Origin of the sequence: Dactylosporangium salmoneum (genome assembly GCF_039532525.1) — a bacterium.
Taxonomy (GTDB): domain Bacteria; phylum Actinomycetota; class Actinomycetes; order Mycobacteriales; family Micromonosporaceae; genus Dactylosporangium; species Dactylosporangium salmoneum.
Genome location: NZ_BAAARV010000084.1, coordinates 67,151 through 73,836, shown reverse-complemented (window position 1 = coordinate 73,836; position 6,686 = coordinate 67,151). Strand labels below are relative to the sequence as shown.

Here is a 6,686-nt window from a genome sequence, read left to right as displayed (position 1 = left end):
GCCGCACTGGCCGGTCTCGCGTACGGCGGCGCCGCGCTGTGCGCGCGAGCCCTCGCCCTGCCGGGAGACCGGGGCGTCCTCGCCATCGCCGGCTCGCTCGCCACCGAGCCGCTCACGTGGGCGCTGGCCGTGTTCGGCGTCACCGGAACGCTGCTGTACGCCTTCGCCCTGCAGCACGGTCAGGTCGGGCCGGTGACCGCAGTGCTGTGGATCGCCGAGGTCCTCGCACCCTCCGCCGTAGGCGTCGCGGTCCTGCACGACACGGTCCGGCCCGGCTGGGCGCCGTACGCCGCCCTCGCCGTCCTGGCCACCACCGCCGCGGCGGCCGTGTTGGCCACCGCACCGGCTACGGCGACCGCCACCGCGGAAGAGACGGAATCCTAAAGGCCGCTCGGGTCACGCGAACCACCGCTGCGCCCACGCCACTGCCAGCGCCTCAGTTCCGCGCTGCGGGCATGGTGGCGACGAGTTCGAGCAGTGAGGCAAGATGCTCGCGCTGCCGCGAGTCGAGACGGCCGATCGCGGGCTCCAGAACGCGCCGGATCTGCTCCTGCACCCGTTCGGCGAGCTCGAGGCCGGCGGGGGTCATGAACACGTCGACGATCCGGCCGTCCTTGGGGTTCTTGCCGCGCGCCAGCAGCCCTCGCTGCTCGGCGCGGTCGACGAGGCCGGACATCGTCGATTTGTCCAGGCCCAGATAGGCGGCCAGCTCGGTCATGCGGAGCCGGCGGTCGCGGAGGATGCCGAGTACCCGCAGCTGGGTGAGGGACAGGTCGTGTTCGGCGCCGACCCGAGTGAGCACGCCCATCACCTGGAAGCTGCTCCGGACGAGGGCGTCGAGGAGGGCGTCGGAGGTCATGCCGCCACACTAGTTGACATAGTTGGTATTGCCAACCAATATGAGGTGGTTGGCAATACCAACTATCACCTCGGGAGGTTGCCATGCACGCTGCCGTTATCACCGCCTTCGACGCTCCGCCGGTCTATCGCCATCACCCGGAGCCGGTTGCAAATGACGAGAACGAGCTGGTTGTGGAGGTCCTCGCGGCCGGGCTGCACCACCTGACCCGGGCGAAGGCGAACGGCTCGCACTACTCGAGCACCGGCGCGCTCCCGCTCGTCCCCGGCATGGACGGCGTCGTGCGCGACAGGTTCGGAAAGCTTCGCTACGCGGCGCTGGACGACACGAACCTCGGCACGTTCGCCGACCGCACCGTGATCGACCAACGCCGCAGCGTGGTCCTGCCCGACGGCGTCGACCCGGTCCAGATCGCCGCCGCGATGAATCCGGCGATGTCCTCCTGGGTTGCGCTGCGCCGCCGCATCACCATGGAGCAGGGCCAGCGCGTCCTCGTCCTCGGCGCCACCGGCAACGCCGGACGGATGGCGATCCAGATCGCCAAGCGGTTCGGCGCCGCGCACGTGATCGCCGCCGGACGCGACAACGTGCGCCTGGCCGCCCTGCCCGCGCTGGGTGCGGACGAGACGGTCACCTTCGACCAGATCGATCGGGCGGCCGACGTCGATGTGGTCATCGACTACGTCTGGGGTGAGCCCTCAGCTCGCGCCATGATTCCATTGCTGACCGCCCGCGCCGACCGCGGCGCCCCGCTGACCTGGCTCCAAATCGGATCGATGGCCGGCCCGACCGCGCCGGTCCCGTCCGTGGCGCTGCGCTCGGCACGGCTGCAGATCGTCGGCAGCGGCATCGGCTCGGTCCCTGCCCGCGACTTCCTCGAAGAGTTGCCGGCGCTGGCCGTGGCCGTGACTCGGGGCGAGATCGACGTCCGGGCCCGCCGCGTGCCGCTCGCCCAGGTCTCGGAAGCGTGGACTGCCGAGACGGAGGACCGCATCGTCTTTGTGCCCTGAGCTTCGCGTCCGTGACGCTTGCCGGCCGTACAAAGGATTCCGGCCCCGGTTCAGATGGCCTTGCGTTTGGCGGCGGCCACCGCCTGCTGCCAGGCGGCCTCGGCGTTGATCTTGCCGGCGACGTAGTCGTCGAGCGCGGCCTGGGTGGCCTCGGCGACGGGGCGGTGGCGCACGGCCACGTACATCGGCTGGATGGCCAGTGCACCTTCGCCGAAGATGCGGCCGACCGGGGCATTGCCGAAGTACGGGTTGGTCAGCGCCAAGAACTCGGGGTCCTTGAGCGACTTGACGTCCGACGGCAGCGCGCCGACGGCCTTGAAGGCGGCGACGTGGCTGGCCGGGGATGTCAGGAACATGGCCAGGTCGGCGGCCTCGCGTTGATGCTTGCTCTGGACCGGCACGGCCAGGAAGGAGCCGCCCCAGTTCCCGCCGCCGCCCGGGATCGCGGCGACGTCCCACTTGTCCTTGGTCTGCGGACCGGCGCTGTCCTCGATGATGCCGAGCATCCAGCTGGGGCAGGCGGTCGTCGCGAAGGTGCCGTCGCGGAAGCCAGCGTGCCAGGCGTCGGTCCAGGTGACGACCCGGGAGGTCAGGCCGGCCGCGACGACGCTCGTCGCCTCGGCCCAGGCCGTTTTCACCGCGGGGCTGGTCTCGATGATGAGGTTGTCCTGACGATCGAAGTACGTGACGTTGTTGTTGGCGGCCGCGGCCTGCGACATGGCCGCGGTGAGGATCTGGTCGGGCGAGTCGACGAACGCCGCGCCGGTGTTGGCGGCCTTGAACCGCAGGCCGGTCTGGCGGAAGGCGTCCCAGGTCGGCCACAGCTTCGACACCTCGTCGCGGTCGGTGGGTAGGCCGGCCTTGGCGAAGAGGTCCTTGCGGTAGCACATCGCCAGGCCGCCGATGTCGGTGCCGAGGCCGACGACCTTGCCGTTGTCGAGGGTGCCCTGCCCCCACTTCCAGGGCAGGAAGTCGGCCTTCATCCGGCCCGCGCCGAACTGCGCGAGGTCGACGAAGCTCTCCTGCTGACCCTTGTAGAAGGGCATGACACCCTCCTCCATCGCCACGACGTCGCCGGCGCCGCTGCCCGCCGCGAGATACACGTTGAGCTTCGGCCAGTAGGCGTCCAGGTTCTCCACCGCCCGGCTCTTGACGGTCACGCCGGGGTGCGACCGCTCGTACTGCCGGAACAGCTCGTCGTAGCCGAACTTGCCGAACGTGTCGACGGTCAACGTGATCTTCCGCTCCGGGGCGGAGATCGCCTCGCTGCAGGCCGACGCGGCGAGGACGCCGGCGCCGGCCAGGATCAGGCCGATCAGCGTGCGGGCGCGGGTGCGGATGTGTGCCATGTGTCGGTACCCCCAAGCCGATCAGATGCGGAACCGGGCGACCATCTGCTGCAGGTCCCCTGCCAGCGCCGCGAGCTCGGCCGCGGACTGCCGGTTGTGCGACGACGACTCGGCCGAGCGCTGGGCCGCCACCGTCATCGTCTGGATGTCGTGGGCGATCTCGGTGCTGCCGGTCGCCGCCTCGGACACGTTGCGGCTCATCTCGAGGCTGGTGGCCGACTGCTCCTCGACCGCCGCGGAGATGGTCGCCTGGAAGTCGTTGACCTGGCCGATGATCGACGTGATCGAGGCGATCGCGCCCACCGCCGCCTCGCACTCGGTGCGGATCGAGACGACCTGCTGCGAGATCTGCTCGGTGGCTTGGGCGGTCTCCTGCGCGAGGTCCTTGACCTCCCCGGCCACCACGGCGAAGCCGAGCCCGGCCTCGCCGGCCCGGGACGCCTCGATCGTGGCGTTGAGCGCGAGCAGGTTCGTCTGCTTCGCGATCGACGTGATGATCTCGACGATCTGGGTGACCTGCTGGCTGGTCTCGCCGAGCCTGGCCATCGTGCGGCTGGTGGACTCGGCGACGTCGACCGCCTGCCCGGCCATCCGGGTCCCCTCGACGGTCGTCGAGGCGATCTCACGGATGGAGATGCTCATCTCCTCGGCGGCCGCCGCGATCGTGCCGATGTTGTCGGAGACGGACGAGGCGGTGGCGGTCGCCCGCTGCGCCTGGGCGCTGACGTGCTCGGCACCCACGCTGAGCTCGTCGCTGCTGGCGCTGAGCCGGCCGGACGTGCTGCCGAGCACCTCGGAACTCTTCGCCAGCGCGCCGACGGTCTCGCGGAGGCTGCCGGTCGCGATGTTCACCGACTCGGCCATCGCCTGCAGCTCCCGGGCGGACTGGTGCGGTACGGACTGGGTCAGGTCGCCGGCCGCGACCGCCTTGAGCGCCTCCGACACCCGCGACAGCGACCGGGCGATCATGCGCGAGATGAACAGGCCGATCGCCAGGCCGGCGATCACCCCGATGGCGATGCCCCCGATGGCGATGTTGCGGGCGCGGGCGTAGGCGTGGGCGGAGGCGGCCTGCGCGTCGCGGGCGTCGGCGTCCTGGGCCCGCACGATCCGCTCGAGGGCCGCGCCGAGCCGGATCGCGATTGCTTCGAACGCCTCGGCGTCGCCCGGCACGGTCACGCCCGAGGGCGCCGGCGCGCCGAATACGAACGCGTCGCGCACCTGCCGGAACTGCGTCCACTGCTGCGTGAAGTCGGTGGCCGCCGCGCGGGTCACCGCGCTGGCCGCGCTGTTGGTGTAGTCCTGCAGCGCCTGGTCCATCACCTCGTCGGACGCGATGACCGCCGCCCGGGTGCGCGCCGCGGCGCCGTCGCCCTGCGCGGCCAGCGACCAGAGGCTCTGAAACATCAGCGCTTCCGCCGCCCGCACCCGCTGCAGCGCGGCGTCGCTCACGCTCTGCGCGGCGCGCAGCCGGTCCAGGTCGTCGCTGAGCTTGCCCATCTGCTGCAGCGAGAGCAGCCCCACGCCGGCCGCCGCGAGCGCGACGACGAACAGCGCGGCCAGGATCCGGCCCAAGATGGACAGACCCATCCGAGGTACCGCACCATGCCCGTCGACCGCAGCCGAACCCACCATCTGCACCTGCCCCTGCCAGATCCGACCCGCCGGTCGGGCACGCCAGACCATTCGGAGCGCCGGGCCCCGACCTGAGCACTTCGCCCCGACGCGAGCGAACCCCCGCAACGAGACCACGGATCGCCGACACCGCCGTTGCGCACCTCGGTCGACGCATTAGCCCTAAATGAGCGCTTTCATGTGATATCAGACAGTTGTCATGATTCAGGCACGCTGTATCGACGGTGTTCACTTTATTGGTAGGTTGAGGCGGCCTCAGTGTGCGGCCACGGGGGCTCTTGGGCGGCGCTGAGCGGACATGGAGGCCCTTCGGGTGAAGATCATTGCGTTGTCCTGCACACAGAAGCGTCTCCCGTCGCTGACCGACGCGCTGCTCGAGGCGGCGATTGCCGGCGTCGTACGGGAGGTCAGCGACGCGGAGATCCAGCGGATCCGGTTGATCGACCATCGCATCGCGATGTGCGAAGGCGAGGACACCTGCCTCGATCCCGAGGTGGGCCGGTGCACGCTCGACGACGACTTCGAGCATGTCGTCGATCTGGCCGAGGGCGCGCAGGCGATGCTGCTCGCCATGCCGGTGTACGCGGGAAACGTACCCGCGGTGCTGAAGATCTTCCAGGAACGCCTGAAGAGCTTCATGAACGCCAGGCAACGCCCGTTCGGCAACCTGCTGGTGGGGACGATCGTGCATTCCCGCACGATGCTGACCGAGCCCGCACTGGGATCGTTGTTCCCGTGGTACCTGCGCCTACGGAACAAGAACGTGGCGTCGGCGTGCTTCACCCAGAACGACCATCAGGACCTGACCCGCACCGCGGCGCTCGACCTGTGCGTGGCCGTGGGCCGGCAACTCGGCATGACGCTCGACGGCAGCCGGTCGCCGGCCAACGACCGTACGGCACTGCCGCTGGTTCAGTCACCGGCTCGTCCGCGGTGCGGTGACCCGGCCACGTCCTCTCGTGGAGCGTGCGGAGATTCCGCGCGCCAGGTGCACCCGTCGCCTGCCTGTTCGCACGACACCGTGACGTCCGGTTCCACGTAGCGGGCGGCGATGGCGGTGTTGAGTTCCTGGCAGTACGGGCACGGCGACGAGAACGTCAGCACGACGCCGGCGCGGGCGGCCCGCTTGCGGTACCGGAGGATCCCGCAGTCGGCGTTGCGCAGCACGGTGCCCGAGGACCGGGGCTCACTGGTCACTGCCGAGTCGTACAGCAACAGCTGACGCTGCAGCCGGGCCATGAAGTGATCGGTGGCGGATATCCCGGCGGGCCGCTGCGCTTGCAGCAGCTCCGCGGTGATGCGGGAGTTCGCCTGGATCCACGCGGCCACGCCTTCTTCGCCGTGCTCCCCCAGGATGAACTCCTCTGCGGCCGCCTGGGCCTCGAAGAACCGCTGGCGCCACAGGTCGACCTTCTCGGCCGGGTCGAGGGGAGACGGTTCACTGGTCATGGTCCGCGTCCCTCCCGGCGGCGGCGTCCAGCTCGGCGAAGACCTCCTGGGCGACGCGCAGCCCGTTGTTGGCGACCGGCCAGCCACCGTAGTAGGCGAGCTGAATGATGACCTCGACGATCTTCTCTCGCGACATCCCGAGGTGCAGGGCGGCACCGATGTGGCCGCGCAGCTCCCAATCGGTCCGCGCCAGCGCGACCGCGCTCAGCGCGACCAGTTCGCGCTCCTCGACGCTCAGGTGCGGGCGGGTCCAGATCTCACCGAACAGGTGGTCGACGGTGATCTGCAGGAACTCCGGGTAGGAACCCGGGCGCGGTTCGCGGCCGAAGACCTGCTGAAACATATCCTCGCCCCGCTCGTGCCGGGCAGACGGCTGATGCATCG

The 6,686-nt window shown here is 70.1% G+C and carries 6 protein-coding genes and 2 pseudogenes; 3 read left to right on the top strand and 5 right to left on the bottom strand.

All coding sequences use genetic code 11. The features are described 5' to 3' along the window. Positions 1-384: pseudogene (locus ABD352_RS42965) on the top strand (hypothetical protein); the annotation flags it as partial. Positions 385-436: 52 nt separating this feature from the next. On the opposite strand, the gene ABD352_RS42960 reads toward ABD352_RS42965, so the two are convergent. Continuing rightward, positions 437-859: a MarR family winged helix-turn-helix transcriptional regulator gene (locus tag ABD352_RS42960; RefSeq protein WP_344618346.1), complete on the bottom strand. Its 423-nt coding sequence runs from the start codon at positions 857-859 to the stop codon at positions 437-439. 83 nt (positions 860-942) lie between these two features. Between ABD352_RS42960 and ABD352_RS42955 the strand changes: the two genes are divergently transcribed. Next, complete coding sequence (locus tag ABD352_RS42955) at positions 943-1,869, top strand: quinone oxidoreductase family protein (protein ID WP_344618345.1); 927 nt, start codon at positions 943-945, stop codon at positions 1,867-1,869. Between the two features lie 50 nt (positions 1,870-1,919). Here ABD352_RS42955 and ABD352_RS42950 read toward each other — a convergent pair whose 3' ends face one another. Together ABD352_RS42950 and ABD352_RS42945 are read right to left on the bottom strand one after the other, a co-directional pair. Next, positions 1,920-3,218 (bottom strand): ABC transporter substrate-binding protein, encoded by a 1,299-nt coding sequence (locus ABD352_RS42950; protein WP_344618344.1) that lies wholly within the window; start codon positions 3,216-3,218, stop codon positions 1,920-1,922. Between the two features lie 21 nt (positions 3,219-3,239). Next, entirely contained in the window at positions 3,240-4,808 is a 1,569-nt protein-coding gene (locus tag ABD352_RS42945; protein WP_344618343.1) for a methyl-accepting chemotaxis protein, read from the bottom strand. Between the two features lie 343 nt (positions 4,809-5,151). On the opposite strand from ABD352_RS42945, the pseudogene ABD352_RS42940 reads away from it, so the two are divergent. Beyond that, a pseudogene (locus tag ABD352_RS42940) lies at positions 5,152-5,526 on the top strand (flavodoxin family protein); the annotation flags it as partial. A 239-nt stretch (positions 5,527-5,765) separates the two neighbouring features. Here ABD352_RS42940 and ABD352_RS42935 read toward each other — a convergent pair. Both ABD352_RS42935 and ABD352_RS42930 read right to left on the bottom strand, forming a co-directional pair. Continuing rightward, positions 5,766-6,302, bottom strand: a complete 537-nt coding sequence (locus ABD352_RS42935) for a hypothetical protein (RefSeq protein ID WP_344618342.1) — start codon at positions 6,300-6,302, stop codon at positions 5,766-5,768. Beyond that, a complete protein-coding gene (locus ABD352_RS42930) occupies positions 6,292-6,684 on the bottom strand; it encodes a carboxymuconolactone decarboxylase family protein (RefSeq protein ID WP_344618341.1) in 393 nt (130 codons plus the stop codon). Before ABD352_RS42930 ends, ABD352_RS42935 begins: the two co-directional genes overlap by 11 nt. Between the last annotated feature and the right edge of the window lie 2 nt (positions 6,685-6,686).

Excerpts from the sequence above, each read along its gene's own strand:
- ABD352_RS42960 (WP_344618346.1), bottom strand. The coding sequence starts at position 859 with ATGACCTCCGACGCCCTCCTCGACGCCCTCGTCCGGAGCAGCTTCCAG.
- ABD352_RS42955 (WP_344618345.1), top strand. The coding sequence starts at position 943 with ATGCACGCTGCCGTTATCACCGCCTTCGACGCTCCGCCGGTCTATCGC.
- ABD352_RS42950 (WP_344618344.1), bottom strand. The coding sequence starts at position 3,218 with ATGGCACACATCCGCACCCGCGCCCGCACGCTGATCGGCCTGATCCTG.
- ABD352_RS42945 (WP_344618343.1), bottom strand. The coding sequence starts at position 4,808 with ATGGGTCTGTCCATCTTGGGCCGGATCCTGGCCGCGCTGTTCGTCGTC.
- ABD352_RS42935 (WP_344618342.1), bottom strand. The coding sequence starts at position 6,302 with ATGACCAGTGAACCGTCTCCCCTCGACCCGGCCGAGAAGGTCGACCTG.
- ABD352_RS42930 (WP_344618341.1), bottom strand. The coding sequence starts at position 6,684 with ATGCATCAGCCGTCTGCCCGGCACGAGCGGGGCGAGGATATGTTTCAG.